Genomic DNA, 1905 nt, shown 5'->3' with positions numbered 1-1905 from the left:
CCATAGCGCATAAGGCGATCACTGCGGTTCCGAAGGTTCACCGCTTCGGTCAGCTCCGCCAAATCGTTGATTTGGCTCTCCAAAATGAAAAGTTAAAACCAAATACAACGCTTTGGCTTCCCTCCTTTTTGGAAGGTTGCTGAGGTCAATATTCGCCTTACGTCGCCATGCGGCAGGCCGTTACAAACCATTTAGGACATTCCCAGAAATATGATTCATAGCAGGCATGCAGAATAATAGCTTAAATTTGAATAATTAAAGTTTATGTTTAAAACCTTAAATCTATATTATAATGAAAAATAAACTGTCACTATTAATTGTAATCATTATTACAAGTCTTGGCTGTACACAAAATACAACTCAAGAACAGTCGTCTACAGAAAATGTAAAACAAGTTGAAAAAAGCTCTTCTGAATTATTACCTGTTTCGGTATATAAAAATGGAGTAACAGCAAAACAAGTTCAGGAATACAGAAACGAATATAGGAGCAGCAGCTTTATAACGGCTGATAATGCAGGAGCATATGGATTCCTAAATCTTCCTGAAGTAGCAAATACGGGAACAATTTATCGTGATGGTCAGGTTGCAATGCTTGAAGAAGAAATTAATTTAGACATTCTCAATACAATGACTCAAACCGATGCAGGAAATAAAACCTTTGGGGAATTGTTAAATGATAATCAGACCAGAATGCAAGGTGTTCTAATAATTCATGATGGTAAAGTAGAATTCGAAAAATACATGGGAATGAGGAGGCTTGATAAGCATGTTTGGTTCTCAGCATCAAAAACACTTACCGGATTGTTAGTTCATATATTAGAGGAAGAAGGATTAATTGACTTAACTAAAAATGTATCACATTATATTCCTGAATTTTCAAGTGAAGATTGGCAGAAGGTAAAAGTTGAACATCTTCTTCATCATGTATCAGGTATGGATTATGTAGAGACCAATAAAAATTTTAAAACTCCTGGACATCCATTAGCGGTCGGATTTGCATATGCAATTGCAACCCGTTCTGAACCTTCTGAAAAATCACTTTTCGAGATTATGAAAGATGTAAAGCTTTATATTGAACCGGGTATTCAATTTGATTATTCAACTATGAATACACAAATCCTGGGAATCATAGTGGAACGGGTAACCAATATGAAATTTGAAGATGTTTTAAGTGACAAAATCTGGACAAAAGTTGGAATGGAAAGCGAAGGGCATTATGCTATAACTCCACAAGGAGAAGTTTTAAATGGTGCTATTTTTGCTTCGCGATTAAGAGATATGGGACGATTCGGGATGTTGTTTACTCCTAGTTGGAATAAAGTTGCGGAAAAACAAATTGTAAGTGATTCCTATTTCACAAAAGCATACAACAATAAATATTCCGATGCTTACCTAAAAGGTGAGCAAGGTTCAAATAATGCAAAGTACTTTAATGAAATACCTTCGCATGCTAGTTACCAATGGGATTGTGTTTTTAATGACGGTGATATGTACAAAGCTGGTCGGTACGGACAAGGAATTTATGTATCTCCAGAAACAAATACAGTGATTGTTTGGTTCTCGTCTGTTTATGAGAATTTACTCTATTTTCCAGGATTTTCAAGACAAATTATCAAAGAACATTATAGCAAATAAAAACGGTTTGTAACAATGGGTCATAAAGCATTAGGGGCATAGTTGCTGTTCGAAGGCTCTGCGGCCAAACAACACGCCAAATCTTTGATTTGGTTGGGGTGCATACCAAGTTATAACCAAATCAAAGATTTGGCTCCGTGCAAACTAACAATGAAAATTGGCCTACTCTCCCCTAACGCTTCATACCCGCGTCCGTTGGGCAACATTCCCCACATCCCTTAGAAAATATGGATTTATTTTTAACACTGATGGTCAAATCAGCAAAAAGG

General features: G+C 36.4%; 1 protein-coding gene. It reads left to right on the top strand.

The features are described 5' to 3' along the window. Positions 1–292: 292 nt before the first annotated feature. Positions 293–1636 (top strand): serine hydrolase domain-containing protein, encoded by a 1344-nt coding sequence (locus tag ACRD7A_RS18975; protein WP_430812966.1) that lies wholly within the window; start codon positions 293–295, stop codon positions 1634–1636. The last annotated feature ends 269 nt before the right edge of the window (positions 1637–1905 follow it).

This window comes from Carboxylicivirga longa (assembly GCF_050589825.1).
GTDB lineage: Bacteria > Bacteroidota > Bacteroidia > Bacteroidales > Marinilabiliaceae > Carboxylicivirga > Carboxylicivirga longa.
This window is presented reverse-complemented; position numbering and strand designations above follow the sequence as displayed.